The organism is Proteiniphilum sp. LBM24028 (assembly GCF_056629195.1).
This window is the reverse complement of the sequence record NZ_CM152817.1, coordinates 2739243-2763085: the sequence shown is the minus strand read 5'-3', so window position 1 is coordinate 2763085 and position 23843 is coordinate 2739243. Positions and strand designations below refer to the sequence as shown.

21 protein-coding genes are annotated in these 23843 nt (G+C 45.1%); 8 read left to right on the top strand and 13 right to left on the bottom strand.

Features of this window, described 5'->3' with window-relative positions; translation table 11 throughout:
• Positions 1-61: 61 nt before the first annotated feature.
• Entirely contained in the window at positions 62-1591 is a 1530-nt protein-coding gene (gene zwf / locus AC1HCU_RS11100) for a glucose-6-phosphate dehydrogenase (protein ID WP_480365997.1), read from the bottom strand.
• Between the two features lie 192 nt (positions 1592-1783).
• Between zwf and rpsF the strand changes: the two genes are divergently transcribed.
• The 4 genes from rpsF to AC1HCU_RS11080 all read left to right on the top strand — a co-directional run bounded on the left by rpsF (position 1784) and on the right by AC1HCU_RS11080 (position 6143).
• Complete coding sequence (rpsF, locus tag AC1HCU_RS11095) at positions 1784-2221, top strand: 30S ribosomal protein S6 (RefSeq protein WP_480365996.1); 438 nt, start codon at positions 1784-1786, stop codon at positions 2219-2221.
• Between the two features lie 3 nt (positions 2222-2224).
• Positions 2225-2491, top strand: coding sequence for a 30S ribosomal protein S18 (gene rpsR / locus AC1HCU_RS11090; protein ID WP_286860266.1), 267 nt, complete (start codon positions 2225-2227; stop codon positions 2489-2491).
• A 16-nt stretch (positions 2492-2507) separates the two neighbouring features.
• Positions 2508-2951 carry a 50S ribosomal protein L9 gene (gene rplI, locus AC1HCU_RS11085; RefSeq protein ID WP_286860262.1) on the top strand — a complete coding sequence of 148 codons (444 nt, stop codon included), beginning with the start codon at positions 2508-2510 and terminating at the stop codon, positions 2949-2951.
• Positions 2952-3389: 438 nt separating this feature from the next.
• Positions 3390-6143 (top strand): ATP-binding protein, encoded by a 2754-nt coding sequence (locus AC1HCU_RS11080; RefSeq protein WP_480365993.1) that lies wholly within the window; start codon positions 3390-3392, stop codon positions 6141-6143.
• Between the two features lie 97 nt (positions 6144-6240).
• Here the strand turns inward: AC1HCU_RS11080 and AC1HCU_RS11075 are convergent, their stop codons facing one another.
• The 4 genes from AC1HCU_RS11075 to AC1HCU_RS11060 form a co-directional block, all read right to left on the bottom strand.
• On the bottom strand, positions 6241-7446 hold the full coding sequence (locus AC1HCU_RS11075; RefSeq protein WP_480365990.1) for an acetate kinase: 1206 nt from the start codon (positions 7444-7446) through the stop codon (positions 6241-6243).
• A 17-nt stretch (positions 7447-7463) separates the two neighbouring features.
• Positions 7464-8444 carry a 3-hydroxyacyl-CoA dehydrogenase family protein gene (locus AC1HCU_RS11070; RefSeq protein ID WP_480365988.1) on the bottom strand — a complete coding sequence of 327 codons (981 nt, stop codon included), beginning with the start codon at positions 8442-8444 and terminating at the stop codon, positions 7464-7466.
• A gap of 6 nt (positions 8445-8450) precedes the next feature.
• Entirely contained in the window at positions 8451-9464 is a 1014-nt protein-coding gene (pta, locus tag AC1HCU_RS11065) for a phosphate acetyltransferase (RefSeq protein WP_480365986.1), read from the bottom strand.
• A 121-nt stretch (positions 9465-9585) separates the two neighbouring features.
• Entirely contained in the window at positions 9586-10371 is a 786-nt protein-coding gene (locus AC1HCU_RS11060) for a Crp/Fnr family transcriptional regulator (RefSeq protein WP_480365984.1), read from the bottom strand.
• Between the two features lie 296 nt (positions 10372-10667).
• On the opposite strand from AC1HCU_RS11060, the gene AC1HCU_RS11055 reads away from it, so the two are divergent.
• Both AC1HCU_RS11055 and AC1HCU_RS11050 read left to right on the top strand, forming a co-directional pair.
• Positions 10668-11753: an IS110 family RNA-guided transposase gene (locus AC1HCU_RS11055; RefSeq protein WP_480365983.1), complete on the top strand. Its 1086-nt coding sequence runs from the start codon at positions 10668-10670 to the stop codon at positions 11751-11753.
• A gap of 407 nt (positions 11754-12160) precedes the next feature.
• The gene (locus AC1HCU_RS11050; protein ID WP_480365981.1) at positions 12161-12772 is read left to right on the top strand and encodes a DUF6448 family protein; all 612 of its coding nucleotides are present in this window, start codon (positions 12161-12163) and stop codon (positions 12770-12772) included.
• 57 nt (positions 12773-12829) lie between these two features.
• Here AC1HCU_RS11050 and argH read toward each other — a convergent pair whose 3' ends face one another.
• The 8 genes from argH to AC1HCU_RS11010 all read right to left on the bottom strand — a co-directional run bounded on the left by argH (position 12830) and on the right by AC1HCU_RS11010 (position 21140).
• Positions 12830-14125: an argininosuccinate lyase gene (gene argH / locus AC1HCU_RS11045; protein ID WP_480365979.1), complete on the bottom strand. Its 1296-nt coding sequence runs from the start codon at positions 14123-14125 to the stop codon at positions 12830-12832.
• A 60-nt stretch (positions 14126-14185) separates the two neighbouring features.
• A complete protein-coding gene (locus AC1HCU_RS11040; protein ID WP_480365976.1) occupies positions 14186-15268 on the bottom strand; it encodes a M20/M25/M40 family metallo-hydrolase in 1083 nt (360 codons plus the stop codon).
• Positions 15269-15312: 44 nt separating this feature from the next.
• Positions 15313-16119, bottom strand: a complete 807-nt coding sequence (gene argB, locus AC1HCU_RS11035) for an acetylglutamate kinase (protein WP_480365974.1) — start codon at positions 16117-16119, stop codon at positions 15313-15315.
• A gap of 70 nt (positions 16120-16189) precedes the next feature.
• Positions 16190-17143, bottom strand: coding sequence for a Rossmann-fold NAD(P)-binding domain-containing protein (locus tag AC1HCU_RS11030; RefSeq protein WP_480365971.1), 954 nt, complete (start codon positions 17141-17143; stop codon positions 16190-16192).
• Between the two features lie 67 nt (positions 17144-17210).
• Positions 17211-18335, bottom strand: coding sequence for an aspartate aminotransferase family protein (locus AC1HCU_RS11025; RefSeq protein WP_480365968.1), 1125 nt, complete (start codon positions 18333-18335; stop codon positions 17211-17213).
• Between the two features lie 30 nt (positions 18336-18365).
• Positions 18366-19340, bottom strand: a complete 975-nt coding sequence (gene argC, locus AC1HCU_RS11020) for an N-acetyl-gamma-glutamyl-phosphate reductase (protein WP_480365966.1) — start codon at positions 19338-19340, stop codon at positions 18366-18368.
• Positions 19333-20523, bottom strand: coding sequence for an argininosuccinate synthase (gene argG, locus AC1HCU_RS11015; protein WP_480365963.1), 1191 nt, complete (start codon positions 20521-20523; stop codon positions 19333-19335). Before argG ends, argC begins: the two co-directional genes overlap by 8 nt.
• Complete coding sequence (locus AC1HCU_RS11010) at positions 20520-21140, bottom strand: GNAT family N-acetyltransferase (RefSeq protein WP_480365960.1); 621 nt, start codon at positions 21138-21140, stop codon at positions 20520-20522. The genes argG and AC1HCU_RS11010 overlap by 4 nt, the downstream gene beginning before the upstream one ends.
• A 420-nt stretch (positions 21141-21560) precedes the next feature.
• On the opposite strand from AC1HCU_RS11010, the gene AC1HCU_RS11005 reads away from it, so the two are divergent.
• Positions 21561-22892, top strand: a complete 1332-nt coding sequence (locus AC1HCU_RS11005; RefSeq protein ID WP_480365957.1) for a KamA family radical SAM protein — start codon at positions 21561-21563, stop codon at positions 22890-22892.
• A gap of 177 nt (positions 22893-23069) precedes the next feature.
• The gene (locus tag AC1HCU_RS11000) at positions 23070-23834 is read left to right on the top strand and encodes a ParA family protein (protein ID WP_480365954.1); all 765 of its coding nucleotides are present in this window, start codon (positions 23070-23072) and stop codon (positions 23832-23834) included.
• Positions 23835-23843: the final 9 nt, after the last annotated feature.

Below are 23843 nucleotides of genomic sequence, written 5' to 3'. Positions count from 1 at the left end.
CTCTCCCGGAACAAGTTAAAAAGGGGCCGTGGCATGGATGCGGGCGTTCATCTGTGAGTTTTTATAATTCGCAATAAATGCCGTCTTCCGCCAGGTTTTTACAGGGGTATCGCCAGGTGTTTTCTTTTCCTTCTATCAGGTCGTCGGCCACATCGGGGCCCCATGATCCGGAAGGATAGCCGTGTAGCGGTGCCTCTTTGTCATTTTCCCAGTAATCGAGCACGGGCTGTACAAATCTCCAGGTTTCTTCGGCAGCTTCACTGCTCATATAGAGCATGTTGTCGCCGGTCATACAGTCTAGAATCAATCTTTCATAGGCACTGGGAATATAGTGGTCGTTCAGATCTGTATAATGGAAATCCATGTTGACTGATTTTACTTCATAACCGCTTCCGGGAACCTTCATGCCGGTCTTCAGCAGAATGCCTTCATCGGGTTGGATACGAAGAATCAGCTGGTTGTCGGATTGAGTGGCGTTGTCGGCCAATTTGAACAGTTTTTGCGGTGATGGCTTGAAATGAATCACCACCTCCGTCACGTTTGTGGGCAATCTTTTGCCGGTACGGATGTAAAAAGGAACGCCTTGCCAGCGCCAGTTGTCGATATAAATCTTCATGGCCGCATAGGTTTCGGTGCGGGAGTCCTTATTTACATTCTTTTCATCCCGGTAACCATTGTACTGTTTCCCCCTCACGGTGGCTTCGGTATACTGCCCGCGAATCACATTCTCTTTAAGATCGATTTTGCTGAAAGGACGCAATGAGCGAAAGACTTTCATCTTTTCGAACCGGATATCCTCCGGGGTGATCTTGGCGGGTGGTTCCATCGCCACCAGGGAAGCAACCTGTAGAAGGTGATTTTGTATCATATCACGTAATGCTCCTGAGTGGTCATAGTAGCCGCCCCGGTCTTCCACCCCTATGCGCTCCGCTGCTGTAATTTCGACATGCTGGATAAAATTCCGGTTCCAGAGCGGTTCATAAATTCCATTGGCAAAACGGGTGACCATCAGGTTTTGAACTGTCTCCTTCCCCAGATAATGGTCGATCCGGTATATCTGATCCTCATCAAAAAACTCCAGCAACTGTTCGTTCAAAGCAATGGCAGAAGCAAGATCGCGACCGAAAGGTTTTTCAATTATGATTCTTCTGAATCCCTTTTGCTGCTGCGTAAGCCCCTGGCCATAAAGATACTTGGGAATACTGGTATATAGAGAGGGAGGGGTGGAAAGATAAAATATATAATTATACCCGAGATTATGTTTCTTATTCAGTGAGTCTAGCTTATCTTTTACGTGTATATATTCTTCTCCTTTCCCGGTGTCTATACTCAGGTAATGAAGACGGGTCAGAAAGTCATCGGTCTTCTCTCTGGGTGCATCTTTATAGTGAGCAAATAACCTGATGCCCTCTTTCATCCTTCTCCTGAACTGGCTGTCAGTGAATTCGGTCCGGCTTACGCCCAATACGGCATATCCTTCCGGAAGCGATCCGTTCATATAAAGATCAAACACTGCCGGAATCAATTTCCTGTATGTGAGGTCGCCTGAGGCACCGAAAATGATCAGTGCCTGGTTGGTTGTTTTTTTCATTACACTATGCTTTTGGATACATATAAAAACAAATATACGGATAAAAAGTTGACTGACTCCGTTGACAAAGAAAAAATCGGTTTTTCATGCAAAGTTAAAAGGATTAGAACTTTGATAGTTAGATAATTTATTGTATCTTTGCCCCTCGAAAAAATAAGTTTATTTATTTAACGCTTTAATAATTAATTTGGTATGAATAATTACGAAACCGTTTTCATTTTGACTCCCGTTTTGTCTGATGCTCAGATGAAGGAAGCGGTTGAAAAATTCAAGAACCTCCTCACAGAGCAAGGGGCTGAAATTGTCAATGAAGAAGATTGGGGATTGCGCAAGATGGCCTATCCCATCGACAAGAAAACGACCGGTTTTTATACTTTCCTTGAATTCAATGCTGATCCGTCAGTGGTTGAAAAATTGGAAGTCAATTTCCGTCGTGACGAACGTGTAATCCGTTTCTTAACCGTGAAACAGGATAAATTTGCATTGGAATATGCCGCGAAGAGAAGAAACAACAAAGGCGACAAAAGACATGCAGCCCATCCACAAGCTGCAGAAAATGTGAGATCAAAGAAACTGGAAAAGGCAGAACCGGTTGAAACAGAAGTAGAATCAAACGAAAAGGAGGATTAAGTAATGGCTAAACAATCAGAAATCAGATATCTGACCCCGTTGTCAGTAGATGTAAAGAAGAAAAAATACTGCCGTTTCAAAAAGAATGGTATTAAATACATCGATTATAAGGATCCGGAATTCCTGAAGAAGTTCCTGAATGAGCAGGGCAAGATTTTACCAAGGAGAATTACAGGTACATCATTGAAGTTTCAACGTCGTATAGCGCAAGCAGTGAAGAGAGCCCGTCATATTGCCCTGCTTCCCTACGTAACCGATTTAATGAAATAAGAAGGAGGAGATAGATATGGAAGTAATATTGAAAGAAGATATGCTGAATTTGGGCTACAAAGATGACGTGGTAAACGTGAAAAAAGGATATGCCCGCAACTTTCTTATTCCACAAGGAAAAGCCGTCATAGCCAGCGAGTCAGCCAAGAAGGTATTGGCTGAAAACCAAAAACAGCGCGCTCATAAGCTTGCACAGATAAAAGCGGATGCTCAGGCTGTCGCCGGAAAACTGGAAGGTGTATCACTGACCATCGGTGCCAAGGCCAGTTCTACTGGTACTATTTTCGGATCGGTGACCAATATCCAGATCGCTGATGCACTTCAGGCGAAAGGATTTGAAATAGAGAGAAAGTTAATTCTCATCAAGGATGCCGTGAAAGAAGTAGGTAATTACAAAGCTGTGGTGAAGCTTCACAAAGAGGTTACTGTTGAGATACCCTTCGAGGTGATTGCAGAATAAATCACATCTGATTATGATATGAACAGCTCCGGGCAAACTGCCCGGAGCTGTTTTAATTTTAATACTATTCTTTTTCTGTCGTGGTACCCCGGATTTCTTTCATTCTGCTTTTAACCTTGTTCTCAGGCCTTATATGCGTATTCATTGGCAGATATTGTCTATAAATTGTAATTATATGTCTCAAAACACACAATAACTTGCTTATTTTTAAATTGTTATGTTGTAAAAAAGAACAAAAAAATACTGCAAATTAATATCTTTAATTACTTTTGTACAAAATATAGATTTATGTGCTTACGTTTAAAACATATTAATCTATTGGAGGCATATTATTTCCGGGGAATTGGTTATATATTGTTTTTAACAGCAATATCCCTGAATTTCATTTTATTGCTTATTTCCTGCAGTCGGGATGGAAAGATAAATGAATTTTCCGGCGTGGAGAAAAGAAAACTTGAAGAGAGAATATCACAAGATCGTTTTTCAATTGACTCCATTCATATTTTATTAAGAAAAAGTATCAGCGAAGGGGATGAATTGGCCATGTCTGTCCTGTATAAAGAATTGGGGGAACGAATGCGTTTATCATCCGATTTCTCAAGAGCCATTACCTATCATCAGCAGGGGTTGGTGTCTGCTTATAAAATTAAAGATACTCTCGGGATCACGCAGGCCCTGAATAATTTGGGTACCGATTTCAGAAGAATCGGAGCATTGCCTGAAGCTTCAGATTATCATTACCAGGCACTGCAGATGGCAGAAGCTTTTTCTCTCAGAAATGAATCTGCGGGCCGGAAGAACCGGGTCATGGCTATAAATGGTATCGGGAACATACATCTTTCCTCGGGAAGCTATGAGGAAGCGGAGAGGTCATTCCGGGAAGCATTGAAGGAAGAAAAGATACTGAATAGTCACGTGGGGCAGGCCATTAATTATGCCAACTTAGGCGCTGTTTTCGAAGAAAAACAGATGTATGATTCAGCCTTCTTCTATTATCAGCGTTCCATGGAACAGAATATACTGGCAAAGTCATTAATGGGTGTGGGTTTATGCCATATTCATTTCGGATATCTCTATGAGCTGCAACGGCAATATGACAAGGCGGAGCGTGCTTATTTGCTGGCTTACGATATAATGAACGACATTACTGATACATGGCACTGGCTGGAAGCTACGCTGGCAATAGCACGCATAAAGATGTGGAAAGGTGATTATGCAGAATCGAAAAAGTATATTGAACTGGCAAAAAAAGCTGCTAACGATATTCATTCGCCTGAACATCTCTCTGAAGTATACAATTTACTGCATGAATATAACCTCAGGTTGGGAAATTTTTCCGGTGCACTGAACGATTATAAAATCAGCATGGCATTCCAGGACAGTATCCAGAATATACAAAAGCTTAACAAGGTAACCGACATGAGGTTAAAGTATGAGCGGGATAAAAACAGGCAGTTTATATCAGAACTGAATCTAAGAAACGAAATGGAGGCCAGCCAGAAAAGAACCATTCTGTATGCATCTTTTATCTTTGTTGTATTGTTGATTTTATTGCTGATCACGCTCATGTATGCATATTTGCAACGCACAAAAAGTAACAAAGTCCTCCGAAATTTAAACCGTATACGTACGAGCTTTTACACAAACATAACCCATGAGTTTCGAACCCCGCTTACTGTTATCCTGGGCCTGAGCAATCATATGCAGGCCGAGAAACGTCTCTCCCAGTCCGAAACAAAATCGTATCTGAAAGCAATAGACCGACAGGGTGCGCATTTGCTGTCCCTGGTGAACCAATTGCTAAGCATGTCCCGAATCAATGCAGGAATGGATACGCCTGAGTGGCAAAAAGGTAATATTGTTGTCTACCTGCAGATGGTCATAGATTCATTCCGTCTGTATGCCAAAAGTAAAAATATACAGTTACTTTTTACGTATAATGAACCGGTCATAGAGATGGAGTTCGTCTCATATTATATGGACGATATTATGCAGAACCTGCTGTCGAATGCTATCAAGTTCAGTCATTCGGGCAGCTATATTTCCATTCAGCTTGTAACCGTGAAGCAGAAAGATGTAGTCCTTACGGTAGCAGATCATGGAAAAGGAATATCGAAGCATGAAATTGAACATATTTTTGATCTTTTTTACCAGGGCGCCCAATCCGGTAAAAATAACGGAAGTGGTATCGGATTAAGTTATTGCCGTCAGCTGGTGGAAATGATGCATGGAAAAATTGAGGTGGAAAGTGAAGAAGGAAAAGGAACCATATTTACGGTTACATTACCCATGTACCAGTCAGTCGAAACCAACCTGCCCATCTGGAATATTCATCAGCCCGAGAATTTTTCACCTGTCAGGGTAATTCCGGAAATGGGATATCCGGACAAAGGACCGAATAAGTCAGAGGAGGGTGGACTTCCTGCCGGAGGGGGGCAAAGAGCAACGATCCTGATTATAGAAGATAACGAGGATGTGGTATTTTATATTAAGGCCCTCCTTTCTGCCCGCTACAATGTATTTGCCGAACGTGACGGCGTTAAAGGGTTGGAACGTGCTGGTGAGTTGATGCCCGACATCATTATTTCCGATATTATGATGCCCAACAAAGACGGGCTTACCCTATGCCGCGAAATTCGCACCTCTGTGTTACTAAATCATATTCCGGTGATTCTCCTCACTGCAAAAAGTACACAGGAAGACCGGTTAAAAGGATTACAACAGGGAGCGGATGCATATATCCGTAAACCTTTTCACCTGAATGAGCTTTTAATACAGATTGAAACACTTATAGAAAACCGCCGTTTACTCAAGGAAAAGTACATGCGCATCATATTGAAAAATGAAGAATTCAGAGAGAAAGACAACGGCATCGATTTTCTTCAGAAAGCAACCGATATCGTATACAGCGAGATGAAGAATCCGCAATTTACGACAGTTACCCTTGCCGAAAAACTTTGTATCAGTACCTCTCAGCTTAATAGAAAACTGAGTGCCGTATCTGGTTTTACTCCTTCATTGTTCATCATGAATCTTCGGATAAATTGTGCCAAAAAGAAACTTGCATCAGGTGATAAGCCAATTGGACAGATTGCCGAAGAGTGCGGCTTTTATGATTTGGCATATTTTTCCCGTATTTTTAAAAAACTGACTCACGTTTCCCCTTCCCAATACAGGCGATTGCCAATGTAATATCCCGGATCTTTAGCTTGGTGAGTGTCAGTTTGTTGTCATGAGATGAAATATCAAATTCATTCGCTTTGGAAGCCTGCCCGGCAGTAATGCCGTGTCAGTGATGTTGCCGGAAAATCTCTACCGTATCTTTAGCAATAGTAAGTTCCTCATCGGTAGGAATGATCATCACTTTTACCTTTGATGAGGGTTTACTGATGACCACCTCCTTGGCACGTACTGAATTGTTCAGCTCCTCATCCAGTTCTATACCCATAAATTCCATGTTTTTACATACATCGGTACGGGTGATCGCCTGATTTTCACCTACACCACCCGTGAACACAAGGATATCCACACCACCCAACACGGCGGCGTATGACCCCACATATTTCCGGATGCGATAATTGTATGTGTTCATTGCCAGTTGGGCCCGTTTGTCCCCATTGTCAATTCCTGCCTGTATTTCACGCATGTCGGAGGAGATGCCGGAGATTCCAAGGACTCCGGAGAATTTGTTCAACAACGTGGAAATTCCTTTGGTACCCATATGTTCCTTCTCCATGATGTAGGAAATAACGCCCGGGTCCACGTCACCCGAGCGGGTGCCCATGATGAGACCCTCTACAGGAGTCATGCCCATACTGGTGTCAATCGATTTTCCGTTTTTTATGGCTGTGACCGATCCTCCGTTACCAATGTGTGCCGTGATGATGCGTTGTTCCTCATAGGGAACTCCCAGAAATTCACAAGCTCGCCTGGATACATACCGGTGGCTTGTGCCATGGAAACCGTACCGACGGATGCCGTATTTTTCATATAAAGAATAAGGAATGCCATACATATAGGCATAATCAGGCATGGTCTGATGGAATGCCGTGTCAAAGACACCCACCTGTGGTGTGTCGGGCATCAGTTCCTGAATGGCATAAATACCTTTCAGGTTGGGCGGGTTGTGCAGGGGGGCCAGCTCAATACATTCGTTCAGCATATTAATGACCTCGTCGGTAATCAGCACGCTCGCATTAAACCGTTCACCGCCGTGAACCACCCGGTGCCCTACTGCATGGATCTCGTCGAGGGATTTGATACATCCGTATTTTTCACTTAGCAATACACCCAGAATATATTCAATACCTGCACGATGCTCCAGGATTTCCCCTTCGAGCATCACCTTCTGTCCGTCGGATAATGTAAATTTGAGGAATGAACCCTTCATTCCGATTTTTTCGATGCCTCCCTGGGCGACCACTTCTTTGCTTTCCATTTCGAAAAGCTTGTATTTGATGGATGAACTTCCGCAATTTAAAACCAATATTTTCATGCTATATCTGCTTCTCCTTAGTTAAATACTGTTTTATTTATCGAAACGGGATTTCCGTTTTCGTCGTATATATAAAACCCTTTTCTTGTACGCACACCCAACTGATTGGAGCGGTATAGTTTCCATAACAGTGGGTTGGGTTTGTAATGCGTCTCTCCGAAGTCGTTGAACATGGCTTCCATGAGAGTAACCAAACGTTCAATACCCACAATATCGGCCATGCGGAAAACGCCAAAACGCTGCCCGTAAATGATCGTCAGGGTTTCTTCTATATCTTCCAGGGAGCTGACTCTTTCGAGCAGCATCTGACAGGCTTCGTTCAGCATAATCACCAGAAGACGAAGGCTTACATTCCCATTGCTTTCATTGATGCGATGAGGTTTATAGTTGATGAGTTTGGCAAATATTTCCATCTCCTGATAGACCTCTTCCGAAGTATACATTCCCTTTGAGATCTCCAGGATGCGGGCATCGGGGTGTGAGACCGGAAAATAAAGGCTTACACAGCGCTCTTTGTGGTCGAGTTCCGCAGCCAGTTCACTGATAATAATGGTGGATCCGTTGGTGGCAATGATGGCATCGGTATCGAGCACTTCTTCCAGTTTCTTGAAAATATTCTTTCGTACCGGCGTGCTCCTGCGACCGCTCTCGGAATAGCGGCTGCATTCAATGACCAGGTCACACCCTGCAAAATCTTCATACACCAATGTGGGGGTGATGCGGTTCATGATGATTTTCTTTTCAGAAGGGGTCAACCCCCAGCTGCTGATCTTTTGATCCATCACTTTACCCAGCTCGTCCATCACGAAATCGACCCGCTCCTGCGATTCATCCAAAAAGACCACATCCATGCCTGCAGTGGCAGTCATGATAATAATGGTTCTTCCCTCCTTGCCGGCGCCCACGACCCCGATCTTTGAGAACAACGGCTTGTTTTTACTCTCTGCAGTGATCGTGAGCCCGTATTTTTCAATCGGCTCTATAATCATTTCACTCATATTCAATTATTTATATAGTTTTATCCCGATGGCCTGGTTCGCTGCGATGGCCACCATCTTGTAAATATCATCCACCGAACAACCCCGGGACAGATCGTTCACAGGTGCAGCCATTCCTTGTAACACGGGACCCACTGCTTCGGCCTTTCCCAACCGCTGGACCAGCTTATAGCCAATGTTTCCAGCTTCCAGTGTGGGAAAAACAAGCACGTTTGCTTTTCCGGCGATGGCGCTACCCGGAGCTTTACTTGCTCCGACAGCCGGTACGAGTGCGGCATCGGCCTGCAGCTCCCCGTCGATCATCAGGGAGGGATCGCTTTTTTTTGCGATCTGGGTGGCTTTTCGCACCTTATCGATCATTTCATGCTCTGCACTTCCCTTTGTCGAGAAGCTTAACATGGCTATCCGTGGCTCCACACCCACCAGACTCTTCATCGTCTGCGCCGAAGCTACAGCAATGGATGCAAGCTCTTCTGCCGTGGGATTAGGCATCACTGCACAATCTGCGAACAAGAGGACACCCTCTTCTCCATATTGTGGTGTTTGTGTAAACATGATAAAGGCTCCTGAGACCACTTTTACTCCGGGAGAAGTCTTGATAATCTGCAGGGCAGGACGTAGCACGTCGCCTGTGGTATTTTGTGCACCGGCAATCTCACCGTCGGCATCACCATTCTTGATCATCAGACAGGCAAGGTAAAGAGGGTCTTCAACCAGTGATGTTGCCTGCTCGGGAGTCATTCCCTTCTTTTTACGTAATTCCAGCAGGAGATTAGTGTAGGTCTCTTTTTTGTTGTGATTCTTAGGATCTATGATCGTGGCTCTGTTTATATTGTTGAGTCCGGATTTTTTTGCCCGTTCCGCAATTTCTTCAGGATCTCCCAATAGAATAATTTCCGCTACACCGTCGCGGATTAACTGATCGGCAGCCATAAGCGTTCGATCTTCTGTTCCTTCGGGCAAAACAATACGCTGTTTATTTGCTTTGGCCCTTTCGACAAGACTGTCAAGTAAGTTCATTTCTGTGTAATGTTATGGTTTTCCAATAATGATCCGGATACAATTTCAAAATAAAATGTATTCTCTACAAAAGTACGAAAAAATGCACGAATCAGCTGACAAAAAGGTAGTGAAATAGCTTTTATTCTCTGATGAGCCGGTTTCGGTCGAGCACCCTCACCGTACGTCCTTTTAGAAGAATTATGCCATCATCCTCCATCTCCTTCAGTGACCTGGCAAGTGATTGCCGCTGCACTCCGAAATAATCTGCCAGTTGAGTGCGTGATTGTTTCAGGACGAAACTTTCTCTTTCCACTGTGGTTTTCTCCAGGAAAAAAGTAGCCAGTTTCTTTCTGAGGCTTTTCAGGGAGATCATCTGTAACTTATTGGTCAGAAAAAAGGTGAGGTCGGCATTCATTGTCAGAAAATTGGTCAGCAACTGTCGGTTCCCAGCCATCTCATTCAGCCAGGCTTCCCTTGATATTTTCAGGAAGATGCAGGGTTCCGCAGCAATCACGTCCACGGGATAGCTTTTTTTTGTACCATAAATAAATGCAGGGGCAAGGGGAATGACCGCTTCCAGGATGTCGATATTTAATACGTTTCCTTCCATGGTGATCATCTCGGCACGTACGCTTCCCTGTACCAGCAACATTACTGAATTGATGGGTTCTCCCTGAAGGACGACGGTCTCTCCTTTCTTGTAAGTAAGTATTTCTTTTACATTTCTGTCAAGGAACTGATCATGTTCCTTCTGTGACATTCCCCTGAACAAGGGACAATAAGATAATTCCCGATCGTGATGATACGTTTGATGTGATATTTCATCGCGTATGTGATCTGCAGATGTCTGGCTTTCCAGCAGATGGTGCAAATGACTGTGGGAATGTCCCTGTTGCTCATCAGGAGTATGCATGCTTTCTTCCATAAAATAAAGGGATTAAGAAGTTGAACGACTGGGGAATTACTTGGTTATTTTTATATTGTTAAATAATATGAAATAATAAGGATTGTCTCCTGGGTGACAATTCCTGGGTTAATGAAGGTCTATCTTCGTAACAGAAACTGAAATTAGTAAAAAACAAATAACAAAACAAACAATTAAAAATTAGTTCCTATGTTTAAACTTGGAAAAGACGGATAGGTAGTCCAGTAAAAAAGCTATATCATTTTAGTTAACTTTGTTTTTGAGAGATAACAATCTTAACTTAAACAATATAGCTTATGAATACAAGGCAAAGTAACAAATTAGATTTCAAAGGACAAAATATTTATATAGGAATTGATGTCCATTTGAAGAGTTGGTCGGTATCGATATTGTCGGAACATTCGGTTCTGAAGAGGTTCAGTCAATCTCCAAGTCCGGAATCGCTGCACAAGTTTTTGACAACCCATTATCCGGGAGCGGATTATCATTCGGTTTATGAAGCGGGCTTCAGCGGGTTCTGGATACATGAGAAGTTAGTAACATTGGGGATCAACAATATCGTAGTCAATCCGGCGGATGTGCCGACCATGAGTAAGGAGAAATTGCGCAAGACCGACGCGGTTGATTGCGGGAAACTGGCCAGGGAGTTACGGTCGGGGACATTAAAAGGTATTTATGTGCCGGATATAGCCACCCTGGAAATGCGTTCTTTGATAAGGTTGAGAAACAGGATCGTAAAAGACACCACGAGGGAGAAGAACCGGATAAAGTCATTTTTACGCTTCCACGGAATAGATATCCCGGAGGAATTCACACGTTATCCGGTGGGTAACTGGTCAAAGCGGTTTCTGGCATGGCTACGCGAAGTACTCCTTTCTACCGAATATGGAAAGGAAGCACTGGGGATACATATTGAGCAGTTTGTACGCCTGCGGGGCATACTCCTGGGGCAAACACGCCTGCTGCGTGCGTTATCCCGCAGTGATGCACTCAAGGAGCCAATACGTCTGCTGACTTCGGTCCCGGGAATAGGGATAACCACCGCCATGTCGTTGGCGGTCGAGATAGACGATATCGGGCGGTTTTGCAATGCCGATGCGCTGGCCTCCTACATCGGTCTGATACCGATGTGTCATTCCAGCGGGGAAAGTCAGGCAAACGGTAACATCACGGTTCGCAAGCACGCCATGTTGCGCTGTTATATAATCGAGGCTGCCTGGATAGCCATAAGGAAAGACCCGGCAATGACGATGGCTTACCAAGGGTACCGTAAACGGATGAACGCTCAGAAGGCCATCGTCAAGATTGCCCGTAAACTGGTGAACAGGATATTTTTCGTACTCAAACATGGACAGGAATATGTGCCTTGTGTTGTCAATTAACATACAATCCTACAGTGTAAGCAATTTTTCCACGGGGGAAACACTATCATAATGTTGCAGCTTTGAAGTCTGCTTAAATTAGTATGTGACCCCCGCCTATCGTAAACTGATACAGGAATTTGCAGCTCCCGCCCACAAGGCCGGACAGTCTGCTGTGGAAAGATTGTTTACCGTAGGATGTAGGATCGGGTTTTCTTAGCCATATGGACAGTATCAGTAATACAAAAAAAGGGAGGTAGAAACTCCTCCCCCAGTAGCATTACTGCGTACCGTCAGGGTGCTTATTGCTGACAGGTTGCTCCCCGGCAGAGCCTGTTTCCTCTTAACACCCTGACACAAAGATAAAATTTAAAAGTTAATTAAAATGAATTGTCCAATTTTATTTGGATTTTAAATGGAAAAGCATTATGAAAACAAGGAATTACAGTTTAAAAAAACATCTGTTGAAATCACTGTTTATTTTATCACTGGTTACAATCTTCTCTTTTATAAGTACTCAGCCTGCTTCGGCTCATTGCGATTCTTTTGACGGACCCGCCCTGCAGGACGCTGCCAAGGCTTTGGAGACAAACAATGTTGATCTGATCTTGAAATGGATTGACACAGATATGGAGGCAGAGGTGGTACCTTTGTTCCACAAAACCTACAGCCTGAGAAATGGTGACAAGGAAGTGTATGAAATTGTAAAAAAGCATTTCTATGAAACATTTATTCGTTTACATCGCGAAATGGAAGGTGCTCCTTTTACCGGATTAAAACCTGCCGGAACAACGGCACACATCACGGTTATGAGTGATAAAGCATTAAATACAGGTGATTTTGCTTCTTTACTGAAAGCATTAAACAAGCATGTAAATGGTCAACTTCAGGAGAAATACGACAAAACGGTTGCTCTGTATAAAGTGAAGGACAATTCGGTGGAGGAGGGTCGTCAGTTTGTGAAAGCATATGTGGACTATACCCACAGTGTGGAGGCCGTACATGATATTCTGGCCGGAGGCGGAGCTCACCAGCACTAATCCTTTTAAAAACCAGAGAATGGGGATGGAGTCGGGAAAATGATTCCATCCCTTTGTCTATTTGATTGGCTGTGAAGCCATCTCCATTTTTTTTCTGATCTCTTTTGTGCAGAGATTGCCAATGCTACCGGCGTGGGAATGATGTACTCTCTTCTCAGCATGAAAAATGCCCTCCTGTACTTCCTTGCCTACCTGCTGATACGCTTCCCTGAAAGAAATACCTTGCAGCACGCGTTTGTTTACTTCTTCTACTGTAAACAGGTATTCATATCGCGGATCGGAGAGGATATCCTTATTGATAACGATATGTTCCAGCATAAAATGAGACATTTCGAGTAGTGTATGCAGTGTCTCAATAGCAGGGAAGAGCACTTCTTTCAGTAGCTGATAGTCGCGATGATACCCGTGTGGCATGTTGGTTGTCATCAGTGATATCTCATTGGGCAGACTTTGCAGGCGGTTGCTGTGCGCCCGGATGAGTTCCCATACATCAGGATTCTTTTTGTGTGGCATGATACTCGATCCGGTGGTGAGCTCTTTCGGGTAAGAGATAAATCCAAAATTTCCGGAGAGATACATGCAGTTGTCGGTGGCGAGCTTGTTGAGTGTAGAGGCGATATTGGCCATGCATTGTGCAAGGATTCGCTCTGTTTTACCCCGGCCCATTTGGGCAGCTACCACATTGTAGCTCATGGTGGCAAAGCCCAGTTCGCGTGTGGTCATCTCCCTGTCAAGTGGAAAGGAGCTGCCGTAGCCCGCGGCCGAACCGAGCGGGTTTTGATCCGCAACCTTCCAGGCGGCAACAAGTGTGTGCATGTCATCCACCAATGCTTCGGCATAGGCGCCAAACCATAAACCAAAAGAAGAAGGCATCGCGATTTGTGCATGGGTATAGCCCGGCAGAAGGATATCTTTATTCTCTTCACTGAGCGACTGAAGCAATTCAAACAGTGCAAGCAGTTCTTCTTTTATTTGCTGAATTTCCTCCTTGAGAAACAGTTTGATATCCACCAGTACCTGGTCGTTGCGGGAACGACCCGAATGGATCTTCTTGCCCGTTTCTCCCAGTCGCTCTGTCAACATCGCTTCCACCTGTGAATGAATGTCTTCGGCATCATTGTCGAGACGGAAATTGCCTTGCTCCACCTCTGTCAGTATATCTTGCAGCTCGGTCCGGAGGGCTTTTTCCTCCTCTTCCCCGAGGAGACCAATGCGGACCAGCATTTTAATGTGTGCCATTGATCCCAATATGTCATGTTTTGCCAGTCGCAAATCCAATTCCCGGTCGTTCCCCACTGTGAATGTTTCTACCCGTTTGTCGGCATCGAAGCCTTTATCCCAGATTTTTGCCATTTTTTCAGTTGTATGTATTTGTTAATCAGTAGCCAGCGATTAGCTTTTTAGATGCATAGTTTATATATTCGGCAGTGAGCAGTCAGCGGTCAGCTGTGTGATAAACCGGATATATCCCTCAATTCCCTTTTCCACCTCCTTAATCAGAATGAACTCGTCTGCCTGGTGTGAACGCGCCGACTCTCCCGGACCCATCTTCAGGGCAGGGCAGGAAATTCGCATCCAATCCGAGGTGGTGGGAGAGGTGTAGGTTTCAATGTCCAGCTGTTCTGCGCATTGCCGGAGCGGGTGGCCTGTTGGTGTCGCAGAACTCCGGTTAATCAGCGACCTTGCCCGCAGGATGCTCTTTACCTTTGGCTGCAGGATTTCCATAATCTCCTGATTGGTGTACATCTCGGTAGGACGGATGTCGATCACGAAGCTGCACCGGTCAGGTACCACGTTATGCTGTGTACCGGCATGTATTTGCGTTACGGTGAGCTTTACTTCTCCCATGGATGGCGATATTTTGTTGAATTTCAGCGACCTGAGAAAGGCAATATCCTCCAGTGCGATGTAAAGGGCATTCACTCCTTCCTCCCTGGCCGCATGCCCACTGATACCTTCCGCTTCGGCATCTATCACCAGCAATCCCCTTTCTGCCACGGCGGCTCTCATGCCGGTTGGCTCCCCGATGATGGCCATATCAACTTCATCCCGAAGTGTCTGCCACAGCATCCGCATACCACCCGGGCCCGAGTTCTCCTCTTCGGTCGACAGGGCCAGCATAAGATTGACCGGGAGTTTTTTATCGTAGAAATGAAGGAAGGAAACAATCATAGAAACAAGGCTGGCACCGGCATCATTACTTCCTAATCCGTAGAGATGTGTGTCTGAAACGGGAGGATTGAACGGATCAAAGGAGTAAGTTGAAACTGGTTGAACCGTATCGAGATGGGAGTTGAGCATCAGCGTCGGCTTCGAGCTGTCGCGATGTGGCTGTTGGAGAACCAGGTTGTTTCCTATGCGCTTCACAGTGATTTTTTTCTCGTGGAAAAAATTTACCAGATAATCGCTCCGCAAACTTTCTTCACCTGAGAAAGCCCTAATGGAAATCAGCTTTCTCAATAACTCCGTTGCATTATCTGTATATCCTTTATTCATTGTAATTGGATGAGAATAAAATATGCCGATACTGGTTACACGCTTTAAATTGCACCAGACAGTGGCCGGTTTTTAACCAGGATGGTACCTCTTTTCGACAATAGATTTTTAGCGTGCAGGATAATTACCTCCTTCACCCCTTTATCGATGGCACGAAAGGAGTTTTCCAGCTTGGGGATCATGCCGTCTGCAATAATACCCTTTCTTTTGTAATCTTCGCTTTCAGTTCGGTCCATGGAGGGAATCATACTTTGTGGATCGTTCATATCCTTTAAAACACCCTCTTTTTCGAAACAATAATAGAGTGAAGCTTCATATTTCTCCGATAAGGCCGTTGCCAGAGAATAGGCGATTGTGTCGGCATTGGTATTTAACAAGGAACCATGTCCGTCGTGGGTAATCGCACAAAAAACCGGTGTTATTCCCGATTCGACCAATTGGGACAGAAAATCTGTATTCACCTTTTCCGGATCAGGATCGCCCACATATCCATAATCTACCGGTGCCGGAGCACGTCGCAGGGCGGGAATGGCATTGCCGTCCGCACCCGAGAGGCCGATGGCGTTACATCCGACTCTTTGGAGAGATGCCACAATATTTTTGTTGATCCATCCGGCATAAACCATAGTGACCAGCTTTAGTGTCTCTGCATCGGTGATGCGCCGGCCCTGCTCCATTTTTGTTTCAATACCCAGCCGTGCCGCCATTCTGGAGGCCATTACACCTCCTCCGTGAACCAGCAGTTTCCGTCCCCCCAGCAGGTGGAAATCTGTCAGAAACAGCTCCAGCGCTTCCGGATTGTCAACAATGTTCCCTCCAATTTTTACAATGGAGAGGCTTTCCTTGTCCATTTCTCTATTTTTGATTTATTTTCAGTTATTGACGGTCAGCTATCAGCCTTTTAGAAATATCTGCACATCATTACATCCCAAGCAATATCTCTTTCAAAACCGTTTGAGCGGAAACCACCCTGTTGGCAGCTTCGGGAATCACGATCGACTGAGCGCTCTCAATCACTTCGTCGGTTACTATCATGTTGCGACGCACAGGAAGGCAGTGCATAAAATAAGCATTGTTTGTCAGGGCCATACTGGCGCTGTTCACCGTCCAGGAAGAGTCGCTGCTCAATATCTGTCCATAGTTTGGATCGCGGTAGGCGGCCCAGTTTTTGGCATAGATAAAATCAGCATCCTTATAGGCTTTCTCCTTGTCATACTCCACCACAGCATTGCCTACGAACTGTTCATCCAGTTCGTATCCTTCGGGATGGGTGATCACGAACTCGTAACCGGCAGCATTCATCCATTCGGCGAATGAGTTGGGTACAGCCTGCGGCAGGGCACGAGGATGAGGTGCCCAGGTGAGAACCACCTTTGGTCGTTTTTTCTTTTTATACTCTTCTATCGTGATGAGGTCGGCAAAGCTTTGCAACGGATGGCGTGTGGCTGCCTCCATGCTGAAGACAGGCTTTCCCGAATATTGAATAAACTGGTTCAGGATAACCTCATCATAATCGTAGGCCTTGCTCTCGAACTGGGCAAATGAACGTACCCCGATCACGTCGCAGTAGGAACCCATGACAGGTATAGCTTCAAGAATATGTTCCGGCTTGTCGCCATCCATGATCACGCCTCTTTCTGTTTCCAGTTTCCACGCACCCTGGTTGATATCGAGTACGATTACGTTCATCCCAAGGTTCATTCCCGCTTTTTGGGTACTCAGGCGGGTACGAAGGCTCGAGTTGAAAAAGATAAGCATCAGTGTTTTGTTTTTTCCGAGTTCCTGATCGGCAAAAGGATTTTCTTTTACATATTTTGCCTTTTCCAGAGCCATTTTCAGGTCACCGATATCACGGACAGAGGTGAAGTTTTTCATTTTAAATACTTTAATAACTGAAGACCCACGCATGTCACAGCAGAAAGTCTCCAGTTAGGTTGAGAAATTAATCGGTCAATTTTTTTAATTCGTCGATAAACAGGTCTATTTCCGATTTAGAGATCGATAGAGGAGGTAAAAGTCGCATCACATTATTTTTTGCTCCGCCTGTAAAGATATGACTTTTAAACAACAACGGGTCGCGTATCGATGCGTATTCCGGCAAAAATTCAACTCCCAGCATCAGTCCACGACCACGGATTTCTTTGATGCCATTCACTTCCCCGAGCTTTTCGGTGAGATAGCATCCCATCCTGGCTGCATTTTCAACCAGTGATTCCTTCTTTATCACATCCAGTACGGCAATGGCTGCAACACAGGCCAGGTGATTGCCGCCGAAGGTGGTGCCCAGCATCCCTTTTTTAGCCTCAAAGAGAGGAGAGATCAGCACTCCACCAATGGGGAATCCGTTTCCCATTCCTTTTGCCGTCGTAATCAAATCGGGTTTTATGCCAGACTGCTGATGAGCGAAGAATTGACCGGAGCGGCCGTAGCCCGACTGAATCTCATCGAGTACCAGGACCACTCCGTGTGTCTTGCATAACGCTGCCAGCTGCTGTAGAAATGAAGCATCCGGCACATAAATACCTGCTACCCCCTGTATGCCTTCAATAAGTACGGCAGCCACGTCTCCTTTTTCAATTTCATTCGTAATTGCGTCAATGTTGTTAAGAGGCACAAAGGTGACTTCATGCCCACGGTTGAACGGCGACTGAATGGCTGTGTTGTCCGTCACGGCGACCGCTCCCGATGTGCGGCCGTGGAAAGCTTCCTTAAAGACGATTATACGACGCTTTCCCGTATGGAATGATGCCAGTTTGAGGGCATTTTCATTGGCTTCGGCACCCGAATTGCATAAAAAAAGCGAATAGTCGGGATAACCGCTTTGTTCACCCAGCTTTTGGGCCAGTTCTCCTTGTAATGAATTTTTAACCGAGTTGGAGTAGAACCCGATTTTTGCGACCTGATTTTGCAACGCTTTTACATAGGCGGGGTGTGAATGTCCGATGGATATGACAGCATGACCGCCGTAAAAGTCGAGATACTCTTTTCCCTCTTTGTCCCACACGCGGCAACCTTCAGCTTTTACCGGTTCAATATCCCATAAACTGTAAACATCGAAAAGATTCATTTTATTCCAATTAGTTGGTTCATTGATACATTAAAACGCGCTTCCCTTCAGTTTTAATCCTGTAGTCTCGTCCAGGCCAAACATCAGGTTCATATTTTGCACTGCCTGTCCCGAAGCTCCCTTCACCAGATTGTCGGTAATGGAAGTGATGTGGATATAACCATTATGAAGTTCAACATGCAACAAACACTTGTTGGTGTTTACCACCTCTTTCAGGCTGATGGGCTCGTCTGAAACGAAGACGAAGGGCGATGACTTGTAGTACTCCTTGTAGAACATGACTGCCTCGGCCTCTGACAGCGGGCTGTCCCACTTCGTGTAGACACTGGCAAAGATGCCGCGGGCAAAATCACCGCGTATCGGCACGAAATTAATCCGGGGAAGCTGGTCGTTGCCGGCAGAAGACAGGGTATGTCCGATCTCTTCGAGATGCTGATGCGTAAAGGGTTTATAAACGGAGATGTTGCTGTCGCGGTAACTGAAATGGGTTGTTGCCCCGGGCTTCTTGCCGGCACCGGTGGAGCCGGTGATCGCGTGCACATGGACTTCATCCCGCAGCATATTTTTCGCAGCCAACGGAAGCAGTGCCAACATGATTGTCGTGGCAAAACAACCCGGGTTGGCCACATTGCCGGCCCGGCGTATCTGTTCCCTGTTCAATTCGCATAAGCCGAAGACAAACTTCCTGTTACCAAACGTGGGCTCGTTCCGGAAATCATTACCAAGATCAATGACCCTGCATCTTTCCGGAATCGCATTTTCCTGCAGGAAGGAACGTGATAATCCGTGTCCAAGACAAAGAAAAATCACATCGGGATTGATAAACCTGTCACTGAATAAGAGGTCTGTCTCTCCCAACAGGTCGCGATGCATCATTGCAACTGCTGTCCCGGCGGAGGTGGTACTGATTACTGATTCGATGTTTACCTCAGGGTGACGAAGCAGGATACGCAACAGTTCGCCTGCTGTATATCCCGTTCCCCCGGCTATGCTTACATTAATCATTGTCGTGAATGGTATAATAAATTTTCAATGGGTTGGCGGTCACTTTTGTGAATCCTACCACATCCTGACCCGAGAAGGATTTATTGGATTCCCCATATTCGCCAAACCTGGAGCTCATCAGGTCATAGTTGCTCGAACAGCCCAGCACCGCAAAATGGTAGGGGCGCAGTTCCACTTCCACCACTCCGGTCACAAATTGTTGCGTGTCGGTAAGGAACGTCTCGATATTGCGCATCACCGGTTCCAGATACTGGGCTTCGTGCATCAGCTGTCCGTACCAGTTTGAGAGTTGATCCTTCCAGTAGAGCTGCTGCTTGGTAAGCACATGCTTCTCCAGCAGGTGGTGTGCCTTGATGAGAATCAGTGGGGCAGGCGCTTCAAAAGCAACACGCCCTTTCGTGCCGATGATGGTGTCGCCTACATGGACATCGCGGCCGATGCCATACTGCGACGCGACGTGATGCAACTGATGAATCAAAGCGACCGGAGCCATCTTTTCGCCGTTCAGAGAGACAGGCTCTCCCTTCTCAAAACCAATGGAGAGTCGTCCTTTTCCATGGTTTGTCACCTGGGAGGGATATGCCTCTTCCGGCAATACACCGGAAGACTTCAAAGTTTCCACGCCACCCACGCTGGTACCCCAGATACCCTGGTTGATGGAATACTTCGACTTTTCCCACGAGAAATCGAATCCTTTTTCTTTCAGATAGTTGATCTCCTGCTGACGTGAAAGACTCAATTCACGGATGGGCGCGATAATTTTCACCTGGGGTGCCAGCACTTCAAAGACCAGGTCGAACCGAACCTGATCATTTCCCGCACCCGTGCTGCCATGTGCTACAAAGTCGGCACCGGTCTTCTTCACGTGATCCAATACGGCCATCGCCTGAAAAAAACGCTCGGAACTGACCGACAGCGGATAGGTGTTGTTTTTTAACACATTTCCGAAAATCAGATAGCGGATACCCCGTGTATAATAGTCGTCCACGGCATCGATACAGGTGTGTGATGCAGCTCCCAGGGTAAGCGCCCGCTCTTCGATGCGCTGTGCCTCCTCGTTGGAAAATCCGCCGGTGTTCACAATGACGGTGTGTACTTCAAGTCCTCTTTCGTGAATGAGGTAAGGCACGCAGAAGGAGGTGTCGAGGCCACCACTGAATGCCAAAACTACTTTTTGTTTCATTTCTTGAATAATTTATTGTTTTTCTTTACTTTGATAACCGGCTTCACCACCTTTTTTGCAAAAGAGCTCGCCTGCTGTGCCGATGGTTGAGCCTTGGGATCGTATAAAAGCCCGGTACAGAGGCACATTTTATAATTGTTGCGTTGCAGAATATCGTAGTTTCTGCAACCCTGACATCCTTTCCAAAACTCCTCATCGTCGGTGAGTTCCGAAAAGGTGACCGGTTTAAATCCCAATTCAGTATTCATCTTCATTACCGCCAGTCCCGTGGTGATACTGAAAATTTTGGCATTCGGGTATAATTTACGTGAAAGATCAAAAATTTTGCGTTTGATCTTCTTTGCCAGCCCCTGGTTCCGGTAATCTGGATGGACTACCAACCCTGAGTTCGCTACAAACCGCTGGTGACTGAATGTCTCTATGTACGCGAAGCCCACCAACTTATCACCATCGAGGGCGATCACTGCTTTGCCTGCTTCAATCTTCTCAGCCACATATTCGGCACTCCGCTTCGCGATACCTGTACCACGCGCCTGTGCCGATTCGTAAATCAGATCGCAGATTTCCTGTGCATAACTGACGTAGCTGCTGTTGGCTATATGAATTTCTACATTCATCCTAAAACAAATAAAAAATTAAGGGTTGTTGTTTGACGCCATATGGCGAAAGATATAAAAAGGAAAGGTACAGACATGAGATTGCCTGCAAAGATTAAAAGCATCGTCGGACCAGGTCTGTTGCTTTGCGGAAGTGTGTATGTGAAAAAATAAGCTTCATCTGCCTGCAAAATTACACATTATATTTTTAATAACCGACGATCTGAAAAAAAAACTTGTCTTTGTGATGAAAAATATTCAATGTGTTTATTATTATCAGAAAAAAAGTGAAAATGTATGAAATGATTTGTCTTTTTGATACTTTTTTTCTTTATTTGTTTTCCGAACTGCAAATACGCTTCTTCTCCTTTCACATTTTTATTCGGTGGATTTCTTCTTCCCTGTCTGTAGTTCATATACAAAAAAAAGATTTATATGCAAATGGAAACGATTAAATACAGAAACTTTATCCTTCGTAATTACAATGATTTATCCCAATTGAGTGCACTATCCGGCGAAGAACGGGAAGCTATAGGGGTTGTAGGTCAGGTGTTGCCTTTTAAATCAAATAACTATGTAGTTGAAGAACTGATTGACTGGCATAACGTACCCGATGACCCTATTTATACACTTACTTTTCCACGAAAAGAAATGCTTTCGAGGTCGCATTACAACCAGGTAAAGAAGCTGATGGATGAAAATGATGAAGACGGTTTGAAAAAAAAGGTCTATGAAATCAGAATGAAACTCAATCCGAACCCCGCAGGACAGGAGCATAATGTTCCCGCTATTGACGGGATTAAATTACATGGCATGCAGCACAAATACCGGGAAACAGTATTGTTCTTTCCCAGCCAGGGACAGACCTGTCATGCATATTGTACCTTCTGCTTTCGCTGGCCTCAGTTCTCCGGAATGAATGAATTGAAGTTTGCAATGAAGGAGGCTGATCTGCTTCATCGCTATCTGCAGAGGCACACCAGAGTCTCGGATGTGCTTTTCACCGGAGGTGATCCGCTAACGGCCAAAGCAAATATCATGGCGGCCTACATTGAGCCGCTTTTAACAAAGGAATTTTCACATATCAGGAACATCCGTATCGGATCCAAGACATTGTCATACTGGCCTTACCGGTTCTTGACCGATAAGGATGCCGACGAAATGCTGCGACTTTTCGAGAAGGTGAAAAAAGCAGGGAAGCACCTCGCATTTCAAGCGCACTTTAACCATCCTGTAGAACTTTCCACCGAAGCCGTAAGGCAGGCAATTGCCAGAATTCAGAATACGGGAGCTCAGATCAGGACACAATCACCCTTGCTCCGACACATCAACGATGATCCCGCGGTATGGGCAGAGATGTGGAAAGAACAGGTAAGGCTCGGGTTGATACCATACTACATGTTTGTGGCCCGCGATACGGGTTCAAAAGCATTTTTCGATGTTCCTCTTGAGAAGGCATGGAACATCTTCCGAAAGGCTTATCGCAGCGTGAGCGGTGTCTGTCGTACGGTCCGCGGACCCAGCATGAGTGCAAGTCCGGGAAAGATTCAGATTCTTGGCATATCGGAAGTCAAGGGTGAAAAAGTTTTTGTCCTGCGCTTTCTGCAGTGTAGAAATCCCGATCTGATAGATATTCCCTTCTTTGCCAGATACGACAAAAAAGCCACCTGGTTCGACGAGTTGTTGCCTGCTTTTGGTGAAAAGGAGTTTTTCTTTCAGAAGGATAACCTGTTAGGAAAAAATGGGAGAGATACTGATTTTTTATGGGAATAGGAGACACTCTGTAATCATTCTTTCGATTTATCAACAAAAATACCAATGTTTTAATTAATTAACACAGAATTATCTGATTTATTACTTATTTTGCCTCTTAAACAGCAGGTTTTTAAAGATACGGTTAAACATACTCAATTTCCGGAAACGCTGTTGTCTGTAAACAAAACTATATGTATGGGTAGAATCATCTCGTTGGCAAATCAGAAAGGAGGGGTGGGAAAAACAACCACCACGATCAACCTTGCCGCCTCGTTGGCTGCGTTGGACAAAAAGGTATTGGTGGTGGATGCCGACCCGCAGGCAAACGCTTCTTCCGGACTGGGTATCGACATTAAAAAAACAGCGAATACTATTTATGAAGGTTTAATCGGCAAGTGTACCCCCCAGGAGGCCGTTCATAAGACACCTTTTGAAAATATTGACATCATCTCGTCTCACATCAATCTGGTAGGTGCAGAGCTGGAGATGGTGCAGATGGAAAACAGGGAAAAAAGACTGAGAGACCTGTTGCATCCGCTGCAGGATATTTACGACTATATTCTTATCGACTGTTCTCCTTCGCTGGGAATCATCACAGTGAATGCACTTACTGCCGCCGACTCGGTACTTATTCCGGTGCAATGCGAATATTTTGCACTCGAAGGATTGAGTAAACTGTTAAACACGATCAAGATTATCAAATCAAAACTCAATACCCGGCTGGAGATTGAGGGTTTTGTACTTACCATGTATGATTCGAGACTTCGTCTTCACAATCAGATATATGAGGAAGTAAAGCATCACTTTAAGGAGTTGGTTTTCACTACGGTCATTCAACGTAATATTACACTCAGTGAATCGCAAAGCCACGCAAAACCTGCTTTGATGTACGATGCAGGATCCAGAGGTGCCGTGAACCATATGCAGCTCGCACAGGAACTAATCGAAAAAAAATTATAACTTTGTCTT

Bases quoted from the DNA above. Each gene is read 5' to 3' on its own strand.
- AC1HCU_RS11070 (WP_480365988.1), bottom strand. From the start codon at position 8,444: ATGAGTGAAATGATTATAGAGCCGATTGAAAAATACGGGCTCACGATC.
- AC1HCU_RS11025 (WP_480365968.1), bottom strand. From the start codon at position 18,335: ATGAATCTTTTCGATGTTTACAGTTTATGGGATATTGAACCGGTAAAA.
- argC (WP_480365966.1), bottom strand. From the start codon at position 19,340: ATGATTAATGTAAGCATAGCCGGGGGAACGGGATATACAGCAGGCGAA.
- argG (WP_480365963.1), bottom strand. From the start codon at position 20,523: ATGAAACAAAAAGTAGTTTTGGCATTCAGTGGTGGCCTCGACACCTCC.
- argB (WP_480365974.1), bottom strand. From the start codon at position 16,119: ATGGACAAGGAAAGCCTCTCCATTGTAAAAATTGGAGGGAACATTGTT.
- AC1HCU_RS11075 (WP_480365990.1), bottom strand. From the start codon at position 7,446: ATGAAAATATTGGTTTTAAATTGCGGAAGTTCATCCATCAAATACAAG.
- AC1HCU_RS11005 (WP_480365957.1), top strand. From the start codon at position 21,561: ATGGAAACGATTAAATACAGAAACTTTATCCTTCGTAATTACAATGAT.
- pta (WP_480365986.1), bottom strand. From the start codon at position 9,464: ATGAACTTACTTGACAGTCTTGTCGAAAGGGCCAAAGCAAATAAACAG.
- AC1HCU_RS11060 (WP_480365984.1), bottom strand. From the start codon at position 10,371: ATGGAAGAAAGCATGCATACTCCTGATGAGCAACAGGGACATTCCCAC.
- argH (WP_480365979.1), bottom strand. From the start codon at position 14,125: ATGGCAAAAATCTGGGATAAAGGCTTCGATGCCGACAAACGGGTAGAA.
- AC1HCU_RS11050 (WP_480365981.1), top strand. From the start codon at position 12,161: ATGAAAACAAGGAATTACAGTTTAAAAAAACATCTGTTGAAATCACTG.
- rpsF (WP_480365996.1), top strand. From the start codon at position 1,784: ATGAATAATTACGAAACCGTTTTCATTTTGACTCCCGTTTTGTCTGAT.
- rplI (WP_286860262.1), top strand. From the start codon at position 2,508: ATGGAAGTAATATTGAAAGAAGATATGCTGAATTTGGGCTACAAAGAT.
- rpsR (WP_286860266.1), top strand. From the start codon at position 2,225: ATGGCTAAACAATCAGAAATCAGATATCTGACCCCGTTGTCAGTAGAT.
- AC1HCU_RS11055 (WP_480365983.1), top strand. From the start codon at position 10,668: ATGAATACAAGGCAAAGTAACAAATTAGATTTCAAAGGACAAAATATT.
- AC1HCU_RS11030 (WP_480365971.1), bottom strand. From the start codon at position 17,143: ATGAAAAACTTCACCTCTGTCCGTGATATCGGTGACCTGAAAATGGCT.
- AC1HCU_RS11010 (WP_480365960.1), bottom strand. From the start codon at position 21,140: ATGAATGTAGAAATTCATATAGCCAACAGCAGCTACGTCAGTTATGCA.
- zwf (WP_480365997.1), bottom strand. From the start codon at position 1,591: ATGAAAAAAACAACCAACCAGGCACTGATCATTTTCGGTGCCTCAGGC.
- AC1HCU_RS11000 (WP_480365954.1), top strand. From the start codon at position 23,070: ATGGGTAGAATCATCTCGTTGGCAAATCAGAAAGGAGGGGTGGGAAAA.
- AC1HCU_RS11040 (WP_480365976.1), bottom strand. From the start codon at position 15,268: ATGAATAAAGGATATACAGATAATGCAACGGAGTTATTGAGAAAGCTG.